Origin of the sequence: Nonomuraea roseola (genome assembly GCF_039535395.1) — a bacterium.
Classification (GTDB): Bacteria; Actinomycetota; Actinomycetes; order Streptosporangiales; family Streptosporangiaceae; genus Nonomuraea; species Nonomuraea roseola.
Genome location: NZ_BAAAXC010000015.1, coordinates 3,875,086 through 3,891,072 on the forward strand (window position 1 = coordinate 3,875,086; position 15,987 = coordinate 3,891,072).

Genomic DNA, 15,987 nt, shown 5'->3' on the forward strand with positions numbered 1-15,987 from the left:
CGAGGTGCCCCATGGTCGGCGCCGGTCGGCCCGTTCCTCCGTGCTGACCCCGAAGCGCGTCCTGATCGCCGGCCTCGCCATCGTGGTCGTCTTCGGCGGCGGCGGCTTCGTGGCCTACACCGCGTACCAGAACGCGACGGCCCCGCCCAAGCCCGGCCTCACGATGGAGGAGATGAGCGGCCTGTTCGGCGGCGATCCCTTCGCCGAGGACCCGGGTGCCGACGTCCTCAAGGCCGCGGCCGTCGACGCCATGCGCAAGGACCAGCTGGCCGACAGCCGCAAGAACAAGCCGAAGCTCAACCCCATCAAGGTCGTCGCCCAGGGCCCCGGCGGCGACGGCATTCCGGCCGCCAACTTCCCCCCTGGCAGCACCCCCTCGCCGGGCAGCAACAAGGCGCTGGCCAAGGGCATGCTCGGCGGGTTCGGCTTCGGCGACGACCAGTGGGGCTGCCTGGAGAAGCTCTGGCACAAGGAGAGCGGCTGGAACGAGCGGGCCATGAACCGCTACTCAGGCGCCTACGGCATCCCGCAGTCGCTGCCGGGCAGCAAGATGGCCAGCGCCGGCGCCGACTGGCAGACCAACGCGGCCACCCAGATCAAGTGGGGATTGGGTTACATCAAGGGCCGTTATGGCACGCCCTGTGGTGCGTGGAGCCATTCCATGGCAAGGGGCTGGTACTGACACCCTCTGCGATGGGCAAGTCCACTCGCGGTCGAGGGGATGGCGGCTCACGCTTGGCCGTGTGAAGGTCAGTGTGATCGTGAATGTTCACAATCCCGGCAACACCGCCGACGCCTGCATCCGTTCCGTCCTGGAACAGACGCTGCCACCGGACGACTATGAAGTGATCTTCGTGGACGACGGCTCCACGGACGGGATCGCGGAACGGCTCGACACGGTCGCCTCGGCCAGGCCCAATGTCCGGGTCCTGCACCTGCCCCATACCGGCTCGGTGATGCGCGGTCGCAACGTGGGCGTCGCCAGCGCCACGGGCGACTACGTCTACCTGCTCGACCAGCGCGACAGGCTCGAGCGCGGGGCCCTGAAGCTCATGTACGAGCGGGCCGTGGAATGCGACTCCGACGTGCTGATCGGCAGGCTCGTGCGCGACGGTGGCCGGCCGATCGCGGCCTTCGAGGTCAACAGGGCGCGCGCCGACGTGTTGCGCGACAAGCTGCTCACGCTGCTCACCCCGCACAAGCTCTGCAGGAAGGCCTTTCTCGAGGAGCACATGATCGGCTTCGCCGTCCCCGGCGGGAAGGTGGCCGAGCAGACCTTCTCGGTACGCGCCTACCTGGCCGCCAAGGTGGTCACGGTGCTGGCCGACGAGGTCTGCTGCCACATGGGGGAGCCGGAGGAGAGGCCTGACGACGATCCCTTGGTGGTGGCCGCCGAACTGCGCGCGCTGCTCGACGTCATCGACGCGGGCACGGAGGCCGGCCGCCAGCGCGACAAGATGTACGCCCATTGGTTCCGCTCGACCGTGCTACGCCTGTTCAGGAGCACCAGGTTCGCCAGGTCCTCGGTGGACAGAGGGCTGTTCTTCACCACCTTCAGGACACTGACGCAGGAGCGCTTCCCCGAGCGGCTCGACCGCTACCTGCCCGTCCATCTGCGCGCGATGGCCGTCCTGCTCAGGGCGGGCCGGCTGGACCAGCTCATCAGCTTCGGCGCCGACTCGCGCCGCAGCGTCCTCAGGACCGACCTGAGCGAGGTGAGCTGGGTGGGCGGTGTGCTGGAGCTCGGCCTGGCGGTGGAGATCTACACGCACGCGGGCGAGCCCGCCCGCTTCCGCGAGGACGGCGACAGGCTCCACTGGCGGCCTCCTGGCTCGGTCGACCACACCCTGCTGCCCGACGAGGTCACCGACGTCACGGACGCGGTCGCGCGCGCCCGCATCGACGTCTACCTCAGGCACCAGGACACAGGAGACGTCTACTTCGTCCCCGTGACCAGCGAGGCCGTGCGCATCCACGAGCGAGGCAGGGTGCGCGTCCAGGTCCACGGCAGGGCGCGCGTCGACGTCGCCACCGGGGCCGTCGGCGAGCCGCTGCCCTCCGGACAGTGGGAGATCCACGTCAGGATGTACGGCGGAGCGCATCGGGCCTCCTCCAGGATCAGCAGGTCCGACGGCCCCCTCACCTGTCTGGGTGTGCTGGCCGAGCGCCCGAGAAGGCGTCTGGTCGTGCCGTGCTGGAGCGACTCGGGCGAGCTGGGGCTGTGCATCGAGCCCAGGAGCTTCTCGGAGTCGATCGCCCTCGTCTCGTCCGCCGCGACCGTCACCAAGCGCGAAGGACACGTCTTCGTGGTGGTGCCGGTGCCGTACGTGCCGCCGAGCGGAGGTCCCGCCATGGAGCTGGTGCTGCGCGACACCTCACGCAAGGCGCGCGAGGTCAGCGTGCCCGCCCTGGTCGAGCCGGGACTGCCGGGCAAGGCGGCAGGGCAGCTGGTCGCCAAGGTGCCCGTCAAGCGGTTCATGCCAGGCCCGGAGCACGTGGGGCCGGGCGCCTGGCTGACCTCGCTGCGCGAGGAGGACAGGGAGACCGGCCTGCGCTTCGCCCTGGAGATGCGCCGAGGCAGGGTCGAGGTCAGGCCCGCCACCGCGGTCGACCCCGAGTACAACCCGCTGGGCCGCGACACGGCGCTGCGCAGGCTGGCCCGGCGCGTGCCAGGAGCCCGGTACGCCGTCCGGCTGGTACGTGCGGGCACGCACCGCTACCTGCGCGACTGAAGGTGCTCGACCAGCAGCCTGCGGAACTCCTCGGGGTGTTCGAGATGCGGGCTGTGCCCGCACACGGCGAGCACGACCTCGCGGTAGTCGCCGTAGCGCTCCAGCGCCGCCCTGGTCTGAGTGACCATGGGCTGGGCGGGGGTGCCGGGCGAGCCAGGCACGACGCCGAGCAGTCCGAGCTGGGCCAGGTCGAACGGCGAGGCGTCGGAGACGATCACGTCGTCGGCGCCCCTGATCCACAGGATCGGCGGGCGGGGCTCGACGCTGTGCAGGTCGTCCAGGCGGAAGTGGGTCGGGGCGAGGGCGTTGAGCACGCCCCTGGCGCCTGGTCTGACGCCGGGCCACGCCTCGGAGGTGACGGCGTCGCCGGGGTAGTTGTCCTCGCCGACCCTGGTGGTCAGCATCGAGGCGACGTAGAAGTCCTCGTCGGCGACGGGCCCCGCGACGTACGAGGTGCGGAAGACGGTGCGCGGCGAGGTGGGCGCCTCGTCCGACATGTCGCCCTTCGCCAGCCTGGCCACGAAGTCGGGGTTGGCGGCGCCCGCGCCCGCTCCGGTGCCGTCGGCGTGGGTGAGGAGGCCGTCGGGGCCCTCTGTGCCGCTGTAGCCGTACGGGGAGACAGGGTTGACCAGCGTGAGCGAGCGGACCAGGGCGGGACGGTCGCGCAGGAGCTGCATCACGACGCCGCCGCCCATGCTCCAGCCGACCAGGTGGACGGGGCCGAGCTCCATGGCCTCGACGAGCTCGGTCAGGTCGTCGGAGAAGTCACGAAGGCCGCGGGTGGCGTCCACGGGGGCGGGGTCGCTGTCGCCGAAGCCGCGCAGGTCGGCCGCGAGCGCGCGGTAGCCCTCGGGCATGGCGGCGAGCGTGTCGCGCCAGAACGCGGCGGAGGAGACGTTGCCGTGGACGAACAGCACGGGCTCGCCCTCGGCGCTCGGCCCCTCCAGCACGTTCTGCGTCAGTCGCGAGGTGGCGACCTTCATACCTTGATCTTCTCCGCGAGGTCGCGGCCCTGGGTCTCGCGGGCGGCATAGACCGCCACCAGGGTCAGCACGGCGGCGACCGCCAGGTAGACGGCGATCGGGACCCAGCTGCCGAACTGCTGCAGGAGCCTGACGGCGATGACGGGCGCGAGCGCTCCGGCCACGATCGCCGACAGCTGGGCGCCGATCGACACGCCCGTGTAGCGCATCCGCGTGCCGAACAGCTCGGAGAAGAAGGCGGCCTGCGGGCCGTACATCATGCCGTGGAAGAGCAGGCCGACGGTGATGGCCAGGGTGATGGCCAGGAAGCCGCCGGTGTTGATCAGCGGGAAGAAGGCGAAGATCCACACTCCGATGCCCGCTGCGCCCGCCAGGTAGACGGGGCGACGGCCGACCCGGTCGGACAGCGCGCCCCACAGCGGGATCGTGATGAAGTGGATCGCCGAGGCGATAAGGACGGCGTTCAGGATGGTCGCCTTGTCCAGCTTCACGACGGTCGTGCCGTAGGTGATGACGAAGACGGTGATCAGGTAGAAGGAGATGTTCTCGGCCATGCGGGCGCCGATCGCGACCAGCACGTCGCGCCAGTGGTGCCTGATCACGCCCGCGATCGGCGTCTTGTCCTCCAGCGGGGGAGCCTGCTGGAAGACCGGCGACTCGCTGATGGAGAGCCTGATCCACAGGCCGACCATCACGAGCACGCCCGACAGCAGGAACGGCACGCGCCAGCCCCACGACAGGAACGCCTCGTCGGACTGGAAGGCGGCCAGCAGCGCGAGCACGCCGGTGGCCAGCAGGTTGCCGCCGGGGGCGCCGGCCTGCGGCCATGAGGCCCAGAAGCCGCGCCTGCCCGCGTCGCCGTGCTCGGAGACGATGAGCACCGCGCCGCCCCACTCGCCGCCCAGCGCGAAGCCCTGCACCAGGCGGAGCGCGGTCAGCAGCAGCGGAGCCGCGCCGCCGATGGCCGCGTGCGTGGGCAGGCAGCCGATGAGGAAGGTCGCCACGCCCATCATGAGCAGGCTGATGACCAGCAGCGTCTTGCGGCCGAGGCGGTCGCCGAAGTGGCCGAAGACCAGGCCGCCGAGCGGGCGGGCCACGAAGCCGACGGCGTAGGTGAGGAACGCGAGGAGCGTGCCGGTCAGCGGGTCGGAGTCGGGGAAGAACAGGACGTTGAAGACGAGCGCCGCCGCCGAGCCGTACAGGAAGAAGTCGTACCACTCGATGGTGGTGCCGATCAGGCTCGCGGCCACGATCTTTTTGATGCTCATAGCTTCGCCTTTTCTGGGGGGTTTCGCCCACGGTAAAGAGTGACCGGCGTCACTTATATGGGCGTCGGCCCCACAGTCCCTGCCGTGGATATGTGGCGAAGACGGAGGGCGAGCTGGATCTCCAGCGCGCGCTCGGGCTCCTGCCAGCCGTCGCCGAGCAACCTTCCGACCCTGTCGAGGCGCTGCGTGACGGTGTTGACGTGGATGTGCATGACCTCGGCGGTGCGCGAGGGCGAGCCGCCCTGGGCGAAGTAGGCGGCGAGCGTGCTCAGCAGCGCGGTGCCCCTGCGCTCGTCGTAGTCGATGACCGGGCCGAGCGCGGCCGAGACGAAGGCGCCGACGTCGCGGCCCTCGCCGATCAGCAGGCCGACGAAGCCCAGCTCGGCCGCGCTGGCGCCGTCGCCCGCCCTGCCGAGGGCCATGAGCGACTCGGCGCAGCGCAGCGCCTCCCTGTGAGCTCTCGGGACGTGCGTGGGCTCGGTGATGGGTCCTGAGGCTCCGGCGGTCGCGGCCGAGCCCAGGGATGCGCTCAGCTCGCTGGCGACCCGCTGGGCGGCGGCGCCGGGGTCGCCGCCCGGCACCAGGAGCACCACCTCCTGGCCGCGCGCGGCCGCCAGGCCCCTGGAGATCGCCGCGTGGGAGGAGGCCCAGAACGCGGCCCGCTCGCGCTGGCCCTCGTGTCTGGCCACGACCAGCACGTGCGGCGCCGACAGGTCGACGCCGAGCCTGCGGGCGCGGTCGGTGAGACCGCGCGGGTCCTCTGCGGCGCGGGAGATGAGGTCGTCGAGCAGCTCGCCGCGCACCCTGCCCTCCGCCTCCGCGACGCTTCTGCGGAACAGCAGCAACAGCGCGCAGACCAGCGCCGCCCGCTCCAGGATGCGCTCGTCGGCGTCGTCGCTCCTCAGGACCAGCGTGCACAGCGGCGCGCTGGCGCTGATCATGAGGTTGCCCCTCCTGACCGTACGGCCGGGCACCGCCTGCTCGAGGACGCCGTCCTCCACCTCGCCGACCAGCGGCCGTCCCGTCTCGTCGAGGACGGCGAGCGTGCCGCCGAGCACCTCGGTGACCACCGCCGCCACGTCCTCGATGCCGCCGCCGCGCAGCACCAGCCCCGTCATCCTGTCGTGGGCCAGCGCGGCCCGCTCCACGGCGTCGCTGTGCTCCCTGGCGATCCTGTGCGCGTGGGAGAGCTCGTCGAGGGCGTTGCGCGTCTCCTGCAGCAGCCTCGCGTTGTCGATCGCGACCGCCGCGTGGGCGGCGAGGCTGGCCAGCAGCGAGACCTCCTCCTGCGCGAACGGCCTGGCGCTGCGGTTGGCGGCCATGAGCACGCCGATCACCCTGCGGCCCAGGCGCAGCGGCACGCCGAGGATGGCGACCAGGCCCTCCTCCTTGACCGCGTGGTCGATCTCGGCGGTGTGCCTGAAGCGGGCGTCGGCGAAGTAGTCGGCGGTGGAGTACGGCGTCGCCGTCTGCGCCACCAGGCCGCCGAGGCCCGCGCCCATCGCCAGTCTGAGCACGCGGAAGGCGGCCGAGATCGAGCCGTCGGTGACCCGCATGTAGGTGTCGCCCCTGTCGGGGTCGTGAAGCGTCATGTAGGCCGTGTCGGTGCCCAGCAGCTGCCTCGCCCTGTGGACGATGGCCTCGAGCACGGCGTCGAGGTCGCGCAGCCCCGCCAGGTCGCCCGCGGTGTCGTAGAGCGCGCTCAGCTCGGCCTCGCGCCTGGCCCTGCGCCGCAGCAGCGCGCGGACCTTGAGCGCCCTCAGCTTGGCCTCTTCGAGCTCCTCGAGCACCTGAGGACTGGCGCCCTCGGCCCTGGCCTTGAGTATCGGGCCCTCGAACTCGACCGCCGAGGCCTCTCTGGCCAGCAGGTCGAGGAAGGCTAGCGAGCCGTCCATCCACCGTCCACGGGAAGGGAGACGCCGGTGATGAAGGAGCCGTTGGGCCCGCACAGGTAGGCGACCAGCTCGGCCACCTCCTCTGGCTCGATCAGCCGCTTGAGCGCCGCAGGCTGGAGCATGACCTGCTCGACGACCTCGCTCTCGGGGATGCCGTGCGAGACGGCCTGGGCGGCGATCTGCCTCTCGACCAGCTCGGTGCGCACGTAGCCGGGGTTCACGCACGTGGAGGTCACGCCCTTGGCGGCGCCTTCGAGCGCGATCACCTTCGACAGCCCCTCCAGGCCGTGCTTGGCCGTGACATAGGCCGACTTGTACGGCGAGGCCCTGAGCCCGTGGACGGAGGAGATGTTGACCACGCGGCCCCAGCCCCTGGCGTACATCCCCGGCAGCAGGTGCCTGGCCAGCAGGAAGGGCGCCTCCAGCATGACCTTGAGCATCGTGGCGAAGACCTCGGGAGGGAACTCCTCGATCGGCGCGACGTGCTGGAAGCCCGCGTTGTTCACCAGGATGTCGACAGGCTCGTGGGGCAGCTCGCCGAGGAAGCCTTCGCGCGAGAGGTCGGCGGTGACCGCGACCCCTCCCGTCTCCTTCGCCACGCGCTCGGCGGCCTCACCCGACCTGTCGACGACCAGCACCCTGGCGCCCGCCGAGGCCAGCCTGACGGCGCACGCCCTGCCGATCCCGCTTCCCGCCCCCGTCACCAGGGCGGTCCGCCCGGCCAGCTCCTCCGTCATGTCTCGGACCCTAGCCGCTTCTCCTCGCACGGCACATGGAGCCCGGCCACATACCTCTCCGGGCTCATGTGTGTCTCAGGACATCTTGATGAGGCCGCCCGCGAAGGCCTTCTGGCTCAGCGCGCCCAGCTTGACCACCGAGCTCGGGTACACGCTGCCGCAGCTGGTGTCCTGGGCGACCAGATCGGGCCTGATCACCGCGGAGTCGATGACGCCCTGGCCGTACCCCATGAGGAAGGAGCGCAGCTCGACGGGGGTGGGATCGACGCCCTCCTCCTCGATCGACCTGTCGATCTCCGCGACCTCCTTGGCGATCGCGTCGGACAGCGCGCGGTCCTGGGCAGCCTGGGCCAGGATGTCGCGGCCGAAACGGGCGTAGATGTGTTCAAGGGGCGTGGCTGCCAGGTGCCGGGTCAGGTCCTTGGTCCTGGCATTGCGCATGGCTTGGAACAGGCGAAGCATCAGGATCCTCATCTGGTACGTGACGCCCTGCCCGCCTCGGGGTGGCGGGGCGGCGTCACACCTCCTCTCGAAACTCCATGGGGATGTCTTCGACTCGCGAAACCTCATGGAGCCGGAGGCGGGCCGCGCTGCGCCGTCCTGTGCCGTCCTGTGCCGTCCGGGATGTCCACACCGTCTCCTTCGGGACCCCGCCTGAGCGTGGCCTGCCACACCGGCGCGCCGGTCGATCCACGGCCGATGAATACCCCGCCCGCCGACGGTGCCGACGCGTTCCGCGCAAACGCAATGCTGTTGTTGCCGGCCGAGGGAACCATTCGCACGCTATCGGTCACCCTTTCGTCAGACGGGATCGGCGGTTGCCGACGCCTTCCTCTGACGACCACTTTGCGCAATCGGATGACTACGTTGGCGAATCGTTATCGAACTTGGGGTAACCGATCCCGGCGAGACGGCGGGCGGGGATCGGTCACCCCAGGGAACGGCTACTGCGAGCGGCTACTGGGAGGGGCGCGTCATGGACAGGACGTCGAGAGCCGCGTCCAGCTCGCTCTCGGTGAGGGTGCCGTTGGCGACGTGACCGCGCTCGATCACCACCTGGCGGATCGTCTTGCGCTCGGCCAGCGCCTGCTTGGCGATCTTGGCGGCCTCCTCGTAGCCGACGTGACGGTTGAGCGGCGTGACGATCGACGGGGAGGACTCGGCGTACTCCCTCAGCCGCTCGGTGTTGGCGGTGATCCCCGAGACGCAGCGGTCGGCGAGCAGCCGGGAGACGTTGGCCAGCAGGCGGATCGACTCCAGGATGTTCCTGGCGATGACGGGGAGCATGACGTTCAGCTCGAAGGTGCCGGAGGCGCCCGCGAAGGTGATCGCGGCGTCGTTGCCGATGACCTGGGCCGCGACCATGGCCGTTGCCTCGGGGATCACCGGGTTGACCTTGCCCGGCATGATCGATGAACCCGGCTGCAGGTCGGGCAGGTTGATCTCGCCGAGTCCGGCCCTGGGGCCCGAGCCCATCCACCGCAGGTCGTTGGCGATCTTGTTGAGGGAGACCGCGACGACCTTGAGCTGACCCGACAGCTCGACGATCGCGTCCTGCGCGCTCTGGGCCTCGAAGTGGTCCTCGGCCTCGACGAACCTGATGCCCGTCGCCTCGCTGAGCTTCTCGATGGCCTTCGCGGCGAAGCCGGGAGGGGTGTTGATGCCGGTGCCCACGGCGGTGCCGCCCAGCGGGAGCTCGACGACGTGGCGAAGGGCCGAGTTGACGCGGTTGACGCCGTGCTCGACCTGCGAGGCGTAGCCGCCGAACTCCTGGCCGAGCGTCACGGGGGTGGCGTCCATGAGGTGGGTCCTGCCGGACTTCACCGTCTGCGCGAACTCCGTCGCCTTGACCCTCAGCGCGATGGCCAGGTGCTGGAGCGAGGGCACCAGGTGGAAGACGACCTCGGTGGCGGCCGCGACGTGGATGGAGGTGGGGAAGACGTCGTTGGACGACTGCGAGGCGTTGACGTGGTCGTTCGGGTGCACGGGACGGCCGAGCCGCTCCTGCGCGAGCGTGGCGACGACCTCGTTGGCGTTCATGTTCGAGGAGGTGCCCGAGCCGGTCTGGAACACGTCGATGGGGAAGTGCTCGTCGTACTCGTTCTCCGCCACGTCGGCCGCCGCCTGGGCGATGGCCTCCGCCACGTCCTTGTCGAGCACGCCGAGCTCGGCGTTCACCTCGGCCGCGACCGCCTTGATCAGGCCGAGCGCGGCGATGTGGGCGGGCTCCAGGCGCCGTCCCGAGATGGGGAAGTTCTCCACGGCCCGCTGGGTCTGCGCGCGCCACCTGGCGTCCGAGGGGACGCGCACCTCGCCCATGGAGTCGTGCTCGATCCGAAACTCACTCATGTCCCAAGTCTGTGCGATCCGGATCGAGCGCGAGGCGTCGGGGTCAGCCCGAGACGGCGGAGATGACCAGAATCGCGATCACGGCAAGGGCGACGATGGCGACGCCGATGAGGATGAGGACTCCCGCGCGGTTGCCCTCCTTCTCCTGGGCGGACTGTCCCGCGATCGCGAACAGGTCGGTGCCGAGGCCTGGCTGCCTGTCGGGATGGTCGCTCCCGTAGCCGCGCGGCGGAGCGGCGGGCACGGGGGTGCCGGGTCCGCCGGGCGCGCGGTGCGCCACGGTGTCGCCCGGCGCTCCAGGACCGCCGTTGTACGGGGGCGCTCCCTGAGGGCCCGCGTACCCGGAACGCCCGGCTCCCGCCTGACCCCCCGGTCCGCCGTGCCCGGGTCCGCCGTGCCCGGAGCCGCCCTGCCCGGGACCGCCGGGCCCGCCGGGGCCCGGGTGGCCGGAGGGCCCGCCATGGCCTGCCTGGAGGCCCGGCTGGGGGGCCCGACGGCGTGGGGGGCCCGGACTGCCCGTGGGGGCCGCCGGGTCCGCCGGGACCAGGACGCTGGTGGGGGCCGCTCGGCCGCTGGTCGGGGCCGCTCGGGCGGGTGTCGGCGTTGGCGGGCCCCGCGAAGGCGCCTGGCCCGCCGGGGCCCGCGGGCGCTCCGAACGCGCCCGCGCCGCCCTGGGCGGGAGGGCCTGAGAAGGCTCCGGCGCCCGAAGGAGGGCCTCCGAAGGCGCCTGACCCCTGGGGGTGCCCCGGCCGGCCAGGCGCTCCGGGACCGTCTGGCCGGCCCGCGCCGGCCGTACCGGGGCCGCTCGCGGCGGCGGGCGGCGGGTAGACGGGCTTGCCGGGCAGGCCCGTGGAGGGGATCGACAGTCGCGAGGTGACGATGGCGCTCTGGTCGTCCTGCTCGGAGGGCTTGGGGCGCTGCACAGTCATCGTCCTGTCGGGGTCGAAGTCCTCCATGACCTTGGGGATGTCGCTGGTGGGCGTGTCGGCCACCATCCGCAACATGGTCTCGGTCGTGGCCGCGGTGAGCCGCTGGCGGTGGTCCTTGTGGAGCATGCCCTCCAGCACCGGACGGAGCGGCCCGGCCTGCGTGGGAGCGTCGGCGTTCTCGGTCATGAGGGCGGCCAGCGTCTCGGCCACCGTCGCGCGCTCGTAGGCGGGCCTGCCCTCCACCGCGAAGTACAGCGTCGCGCCGAGCGACCAGATGTCGGACTCGGGGCCGGTGTACTCGCCGCGGGCCCGCTCGGGCGCGGTGTAGCCGGGGGAGCCGATCACCATGCCGGTCTTGGTGAGCCTGGTGTCGCCCTCCGACTTGGCGATGCCGAAGTCGGTCAGGACGACCCGGCCGTTCTCGGTGATCAGCACGTTGCCCGGCTTGACGTCGCGGTGCGTGACGCCCTGCGCGTGGGCGGCACGCAGCGCGCCCAGCAGGTCGACGCCGATCTCGGCCACGAGACGGGGCGGCAGCGGGCCCTCCTCCTCGATCACCTGCTCCATGGAGCGGGCCTCGACGAGCTCCATGATGATCCACGGACTGTTGTCCTGGATGAGCACGTCGTGGATCGAGGCCACGGAGGGATGGCTGATCCGCGCGGCGGTGCGGCCCTCACGGACCATGCGCTCGCGCAGTTCGGCACGCTGCTCCTCGGTGAGCCCGGGATCCTGGCGGATCTCCTTGATCGCGACCTCGCGACCGAGGGCGCGGTCGTGGGCCCGCCAAACGGTCCCCATGGTCCCCCGGCCGATCGGTGTGATCAGCTCATAGCGCTCCGCGAGCAGGCGCTTCTGCTGTTCCGGCATGAGAAGAAGATATCTATTCTCGCTTGGATAACGCTTTACCCGCGCTTGCGAAGTTCGCGGGGCCAAAAGCGCCTAGGGAGGAACAACTTTATCACTTTGGCTACAAACCGGGCGTAACCGGACGGCGCAGGGCGCTGCTCCATGACCTTCCGATGCACTCCCTCACCCGGCTTGCGGTGGGTGCGCGGCATGGGAACGACGGGGGTCGGCGCGGTGGTCTCCGCCCGGTGCAGACCGCGATGCGTGGGCCGGCGCGCGGGACCTGGGCGCGCGATCCTGCCCCTGGTCGTCAGCGGCTCCTCGGCCGAACCGCCGGCCGCGACCCTGGCCAGCATCAGCGAGGCGCGCACCGAGTCGAGGCGGGTGGCGGGGTCGATCCGCAGCAGCGCGTCGAGCACGGGGGCCAGCGGTCCCGCCTTGACCATGGGGATCGGCTCGCCGCTGGTGAGCGCGGCCAGCGCGGCCGCCGCCGTGCGCCTGCCGTGCAGGCCCCTGCCCTCGACGGCGGTGTAGAGGGTCGCGCCGAGCGACCACAGGTCGCCCGCGGGGCTGGCCTTCGAGCCGAGCACCCGCTCGGGCGCGATGTAGCCGGCCGAGCCGAGCACGATGCCCGCCTGCGTGATGGAGGCGTCGCCCTCCATGGCGGCCAGGCCGAAGTCGGTGAGGACGGCGCGGTCCTCGGTGACGAGCACGTTGCTGGGCTTGACGTCGCGATGCAGGATGCCCTTGGCGTGGACGGCGCGCAGCGCGCCCAGCACCTGCCTGCCGATCTCGGCGACCCTGCGCGGCGGCAGCGGGCCCTCGTCCTGGATGAGCTGCTCCAGCGACCTGGCCTGGAGCAGCTCCATCACGATCCAGGGCCGCTCGTCCTCGGTGACGACGTCGAAGACGGTGATCACCGAGGGGTGGGCGACCATCGCCGTGGCCCTGCCCTCGCGCTCGGTGCGGGCGCACAACTCGGCCCTGAGCTCCTCGTCGAGGACGGTCGGCAGCCGCACTTCCTTCACCGCAACGTGACGGTCCAGCAACTCGTCGTGCGCTCGCCAAACCGTGCCCATGCCGCCGCGGCCGACCGGCTCCATGAGCCGATAGCGCGCGGCAAGGAGGTAACCGGACGGCGCACGCATGGCAGGCAGCTTACCTATTTGCTGAAACCGACCAGTAGAGGCCGGGCCGATAAAAAGTTGCGAACTTCGGTCAACCAGCCTGACTCGTCACGTCAGCAAATCGCTTGGCGACATCGTCCCAGTTCACAAGGGTCCAAAGCCTTTCCACGCCGTTCCGGGCGGACGTCGCGGTACCGCAGGTGCTAAGTATGTTCCCAGGCGTCGAACACCAGAAGCGGCGTGGCGGTCGTGCACCCGCTCCGCCATCGCGCGCCCGCCCGGCGCCTCGCAGGCCGGCACGCCCCAGCCGAGGCAGGACTACGGCTGATCTCCGCTACGCGCCGCGTCAGCCGTTTGCAAGCCGTTCGTCAGGACCTCAAGGCATGCTGAAAACGTGAACCCCAGTGCCACAAAATGCATCGAAACTGTCGGCGCCGGTCGTCATGATGAAGGTAGAAGGTTCACAGGAACCAAGAGCGTCGCCAGTCTCGTTGGGATGGGAAAGAGATCCGCCGGCACGATCAGGCGGGGCCCAGCAGGCCGGCGCAGAGCACGAGCCGGACCTCCGGACACCGTCAGGGCGAACGCAGCCCTACCAACAGAACAAACCAGGAGCAGCATCTGAGAGGTGCAAGATGTGCAGTCATCGACCCGCTTGTCCCACCGCGAACGCCGCGGACCGTGAGGCCTCGCATGTGATCGCGTCCCACCCCGACCAGGGCTGGAGCCTGCTGTGCAACGGCGTGGTCCTGTTCGAGGACACCGGCCTGCTGCTGCCCGACGGCTCCGTCGTGGCCCCGCACAGAGGTCTGGTCGCGGCCTGAGGCGCCCGCGAACCCCGAGCCGCCGCTGGATCCACACGCTCCGGATACCCACCGGGGCGACGAGGCCCCAGCGGAGCACAGACCCCACGCACCGACGCGACCCGCGTCGCCGGCAGTCCCGCAGGACCACGGCGGAGAGTCCGATCCACCCCCACGTACGGGCGCCTGACGCAGGAGTCGCCGACAGACCGGCAGGGTCCCACCCCCCTCGCAGTACAGAGGCAGGGCCCGGGTCGTCAGCAGACCGGCAAGGCCCAGAGTCACCGTAGAAGGTGCGGTCGCCCGAGACCGACCACACCTCGGTGATCGGCCCTCCCGACACCCCTGAACACCATCCACCCGCGTACACGGCTGCCTTCACGCGGCCCGCTGCCGCCCCCAGCCCGGCGAGCCTGACCCTCGGCTCCCTCTGTGCGGCCGGGCGACTCCCGCGGCTGCCACGCGGAGATCGCGTCTCAGAGCGCCCTTCGCGGCGCGGGAGCCCCTGTTCCGCGCCGCTCCCCACGGGTGGGAGACGCCCGTCGCCCTTCTGGGCGCGCTCGCCCCTCCCGGCCGTTCGCACGGCCGGGGCGTGACGGCGAGGACGTCAGCGGCGGCCGATGGACAGGACGGGGCCCGTCGTGTCGGTGAAGAAGTCTTCGCCCTTGTCATCGACCACGATGAACGCGGGGAAGTCCTCCACCTCGATCTTCCACACCGCCTCCATCCCCAACTCGGGATACTCCAGGACCTCCACCTTCTTGATGCAGTCCTGGGCGAGGCGCGCCGCGGGCCCGCCGATCGAGCCGAGGTAGAACCCGCCGTACTGCCTGCAGGCCTCCGTGACCTGCTTGGACCTGTTGCCCTTGGCGAGCATCACCATGGACCCGCCCTCGGCCTGGAAGCGCTCGACATAGGAGTCCATGCGCCCCGCCGTCGTCGGCCCGAACGAGCCCGACGCGTACCCCGTGGGCGTCTTCGCCGGTCCGGCGTAGTAGACCGCGTGGTCCTTCAGGTAGGCGGGCATCTCGCCGCCGTTGTCGAGCAGCTCGGCGATCTTCGCGTGGGCGATGTCGCGGGCGACGACGAGCGGGCCGGTGAGCGAGAGGCGCGTCTTGACCGGGTACTTCGTCAACTCGGCGAGGATGTCGGCCATCGGGCGGTTGAGGTCGATCTGCACCACGTCGTCGGACAGGTGCTCGTCCGTGGTCTCCGGCAGGAAGCGCGCGGGGTCGGTCTCCAGCTTCTCCAGGAACACGCCCTCAGGCGTGATCTTGGCCAGCGCCTGCCTGTCGGCCGAGCAGGAGACCGCGATGGCCACGGGGCAGGAGGCGCCGTGCCTGGGCAGGCGGATGACGCGCACGTCGTGGCAGAAGTACTTGCCGCCGAACTGCGCCCCGATGCCGAGCTTCTGGGTCAGCTCGAAGACCTTCTGCTCCAGCTCCAGGTCGCGGAAGCCGTGCCCGGACGGCGAGCCCTCGGTCGGGATCGAGTCGAGGTAGCGGGCCGAGGCGTACTTGGCGGTCTTCAGCGCGTACTCGGCGCTGGTGCCGCCGATCACCACCGCCAGGTGGTACGGCGGGCACGCCGCGGTGCCCAGCGAGCGGATCTTCTCCTCGAGGAAGGCCAGCATGCGCTTCTCGTTGAGCACCGCCTTGGTCTCCTGGTAGAGGAACGACTTGTTGGCCGACCCTCCGCCTTTGGCCATGAACAGCAGCTTGTACTCGTCGGGGTGGCCGTGGGGGTCCTCGGCGTACAGCTCGATCTGGGCGGGCAGGTTGTTGCCCGTGTTCTTCTCCTCCCACATGGTGAGCGGAGCCATCTGCGAGTAGCGCAGGTTGAGCCTGGTGTAGGCGTCGTAGACGCCGCGCGAGATGTGCTCGGCGTCGGCGCCGTCGGTCAGCACGTGGCGTCCGCGCTTGCCCATGACGATGGCCGTGCCGGTGTCCTGGCACATGGGCAGCACGCCGCCCGCCGAGATCGAGGCGTTCTTGAGCAGGTCGAGCGCCACGAACCTGTCGTTGCCGCTCGACTCGGGGTCATCGACGATCTTCCTGAGCTGCGCCAGGTGGGAGGCGCGAAGGAAGTGCGAGATGTCGTGGACGGCGGTCTCGGTGAGCAGCCGCAACGCCTCCGGGTCGACCTCCAGGAAGCTGCGTCCCGCAGCTTCGACCTTCCGCACCCCCTCGCTGGTGATCAGCCGATACTCGGTGTCGTCGGCGCCAAGCGGAAGCAGGTCGGTGTAGTCGAACTCGGGCATGTCCCTCGATCCTTTCGGTCCCCTAGAGGGTACGGCGTGCCGCGCCTCCGCAGGA

Annotated in this window: 12 protein-coding genes; 3 read left to right on the plus strand and 9 right to left on the minus strand. The window is 70.7% G+C overall.

The window, feature by feature from the left end; all coding sequences use genetic code 11:
- Window positions 1–40: 40 nt before the first annotated feature.
- Both ABFX55_RS41870 and ABFX55_RS41875 read left to right on the plus strand, forming a co-directional pair.
- A complete protein-coding gene (locus ABFX55_RS41870; RefSeq protein ID WP_346129021.1) occupies window positions 41–682 on the plus strand; it encodes an aggregation-promoting factor C-terminal-like domain-containing protein in 642 nt (213 codons plus the stop codon).
- Between the two features lie 61 nt (window positions 683–743).
- Window positions 744–2,732, plus strand: coding sequence for a glycosyltransferase family 2 protein (locus ABFX55_RS41875; RefSeq protein WP_346129023.1), 1,989 nt, complete (start codon window positions 744–746; stop codon window positions 2,730–2,732).
- On the opposite strand, the gene ABFX55_RS41880 is transcribed toward ABFX55_RS41875, so the two are convergent.
- The 8 genes from ABFX55_RS41880 to ABFX55_RS41915 all read right to left on the minus strand — a co-directional run bounded on the left by ABFX55_RS41880 (window position 2,717) and on the right by ABFX55_RS41915 (window position 12,890).
- Window positions 2,717–3,715, minus strand: a complete 999-nt coding sequence (locus ABFX55_RS41880) for an alpha/beta fold hydrolase (protein ID WP_346129025.1) — start codon at window positions 3,713–3,715, stop codon at window positions 2,717–2,719. The genes ABFX55_RS41875 and ABFX55_RS41880 overlap by 16 nt on opposite strands.
- Window positions 3,712–4,983: an MFS transporter gene (locus tag ABFX55_RS41885; RefSeq protein ID WP_346129027.1), complete on the minus strand. Its 1,272-nt coding sequence runs from the start codon at window positions 4,981–4,983 to the stop codon at window positions 3,712–3,714. Before ABFX55_RS41885 ends, ABFX55_RS41880 begins: the two co-directional genes overlap by 4 nt.
- A 53-nt stretch (window positions 4,984–5,036) precedes the next feature.
- A complete protein-coding gene (locus ABFX55_RS41890; RefSeq protein ID WP_346129028.1) occupies window positions 5,037–6,878 on the minus strand; it encodes a helix-turn-helix domain-containing protein in 1,842 nt (613 codons plus the stop codon).
- On the minus strand, window positions 6,863–7,615 hold the full coding sequence (locus ABFX55_RS41895) for a 3-hydroxybutyrate dehydrogenase (RefSeq protein ID WP_183655346.1): 753 nt from the start codon (window positions 7,613–7,615) through the stop codon (window positions 6,863–6,865). Before ABFX55_RS41895 ends, ABFX55_RS41890 begins: the two co-directional genes overlap by 16 nt.
- Window positions 7,616–7,690: 75 nt before the next feature.
- The gene (locus tag ABFX55_RS41900; RefSeq protein ID WP_183655349.1) at window positions 7,691–8,077 is read right to left on the minus strand and encodes a hypothetical protein; all 387 of its coding nucleotides are present in this window, start codon (window positions 8,075–8,077) and stop codon (window positions 7,691–7,693) included.
- A 495-nt stretch (window positions 8,078–8,572) separates the two neighbouring features.
- A complete protein-coding gene (locus ABFX55_RS41905; RefSeq protein WP_346129031.1) occupies window positions 8,573–9,964 on the minus strand; it encodes a class II fumarate hydratase in 1,392 nt (463 codons plus the stop codon).
- Window positions 9,961–11,763, minus strand: a complete 1,803-nt coding sequence (locus tag ABFX55_RS41910; protein ID WP_346129032.1) for a serine/threonine-protein kinase — start codon at window positions 11,761–11,763, stop codon at window positions 9,961–9,963. Before ABFX55_RS41910 ends, ABFX55_RS41905 begins: the two co-directional genes overlap by 4 nt.
- A gap of 35 nt (window positions 11,764–11,798) precedes the next feature.
- On the minus strand, window positions 11,799–12,890 hold the full coding sequence (locus ABFX55_RS41915) for a serine/threonine-protein kinase (RefSeq protein WP_183655357.1): 1,092 nt from the start codon (window positions 12,888–12,890) through the stop codon (window positions 11,799–11,801).
- 614 nt (window positions 12,891–13,504) lie between these two features.
- Here ABFX55_RS41915 and ABFX55_RS41920 point away from each other — a divergent pair.
- On the plus strand, window positions 13,505–13,693 hold the full coding sequence (locus ABFX55_RS41920) for a DUF5999 family protein (RefSeq protein ID WP_183655360.1): 189 nt from the start codon (window positions 13,505–13,507) through the stop codon (window positions 13,691–13,693).
- A gap of 586 nt (window positions 13,694–14,279) precedes the next feature.
- Here ABFX55_RS41920 and ABFX55_RS41925 read toward each other — a convergent pair.
- A complete protein-coding gene (locus tag ABFX55_RS41925; protein ID WP_346129034.1) occupies window positions 14,280–15,932 on the minus strand; it encodes a fumarate hydratase in 1,653 nt (550 codons plus the stop codon).
- Between the last annotated feature and the right edge of the window lie 55 nt (window positions 15,933–15,987).

Excerpts from the sequence above, each read along its gene's own strand:
- ABFX55_RS41915 (WP_183655357.1), bottom strand. The coding sequence starts at position 12,890 with ATGCGTGCGCCGTCCGGTTACCTCCTTGCCGCGCGCTATCGGCTCATG.
- ABFX55_RS41880 (WP_346129025.1), bottom strand. The coding sequence starts at position 3,715 with ATGAAGGTCGCCACCTCGCGACTGACGCAGAACGTGCTGGAGGGGCCG.
- ABFX55_RS41895 (WP_183655346.1), bottom strand. The coding sequence starts at position 7,615 with ATGACGGAGGAGCTGGCCGGGCGGACCGCCCTGGTGACGGGGGCGGGA.
- ABFX55_RS41900 (WP_183655349.1), bottom strand. The coding sequence starts at position 8,077 with ATGCTTCGCCTGTTCCAAGCCATGCGCAATGCCAGGACCAAGGACCTG.
- ABFX55_RS41885 (WP_346129027.1), bottom strand. The coding sequence starts at position 4,983 with ATGAGCATCAAAAAGATCGTGGCCGCGAGCCTGATCGGCACCACCATC.
- ABFX55_RS41925 (WP_346129034.1), bottom strand. The coding sequence starts at position 15,932 with ATGCCCGAGTTCGACTACACCGACCTGCTTCCGCTTGGCGCCGACGAC.
- ABFX55_RS41920 (WP_183655360.1), top strand. The coding sequence starts at position 13,505 with ATGTGCAGTCATCGACCCGCTTGTCCCACCGCGAACGCCGCGGACCGT.
- ABFX55_RS41905 (WP_346129031.1), bottom strand. The coding sequence starts at position 9,964 with ATGAGTGAGTTTCGGATCGAGCACGACTCCATGGGCGAGGTGCGCGTC.
- ABFX55_RS41890 (WP_346129028.1), bottom strand. The coding sequence starts at position 6,878 with ATGGACGGCTCGCTAGCCTTCCTCGACCTGCTGGCCAGAGAGGCCTCG.
- ABFX55_RS41910 (WP_346129032.1), bottom strand. The coding sequence starts at position 11,763 with ATGCCGGAACAGCAGAAGCGCCTGCTCGCGGAGCGCTATGAGCTGATC.